A 657-nucleotide genomic window follows, 5' to 3' on the forward strand; every position below is an offset into this window, starting at 1 on the left:
CCTGCGGCTCGCCGGCTTCGCGCTGGTAGACGCGGCGCCACAGCGCCGACAGGTCGGGCAGGGCGCGGGCGGTGTCGGCGTGGCGGTGGATGGCGTCCAGGTCCATGCCCCAGCGGGCGGCGTTGTCGTCGCCCAGCGCCTTTAGGTTGGCCACCACGAACGGCGACTTGTTGATGTGGATGGTCTTGATCGGCAGCCGGGCCATGCCTTCGGGCAGTTCGTCGGCGCGGGTGAACATGCGCTGGCGGATGTCGTCGGCGGAGAGGCCGCGCAATTCTACCGGGTCGTGGGCCAGGTCCCAGACGATCACCTCGTTGGCGTTGGCCGGGTGGGCCGCCAGCGGCCAGACCACGGCCATATTGCCGCGCTCGACGCCGTACATGCCGGAGACGTGCAGCACCGGCTTGGGGTCGTGCAGCGACAGCTGAACCTTGACCGCGTCTTTCTTGCGCAGCGTCAGGTAGTAGTCGAACAGCTTGGGCTGGCGCTGGCGGATCAGCCGCGCCAGCGCGATGGTGGCGCGCACGTCGGACAGCGCGTCGTGCGCCGATTCGTGCGCCAGGCCATTGGCGGCGGACAGGTGCTCCAGCTTGAAGCTGGTGCGGCCGTCTTCGTGTTTGGGCCAGACGATGCCGTCGGGGCGCAGCGCGTAGGTGG

Annotated in this window: 1 protein-coding gene; it reads right to left on the minus strand. The window is 69.6% G+C overall.

Going from position 1 to position 657, the window contains the following annotated elements:
* Positions 1-657: exodeoxyribonuclease I (sbcB, locus tag LQR33_RS22620; protein WP_231470533.1), on the minus strand; the 657-nt coding region annotated here is incomplete at both ends.

The sequence above is a fragment of the Chromobacterium piscinae genome, from assembly GCF_021129175.1.
GTDB lineage: Bacteria > Pseudomonadota > Gammaproteobacteria > Burkholderiales > Chromobacteriaceae > Chromobacterium > Chromobacterium piscinae.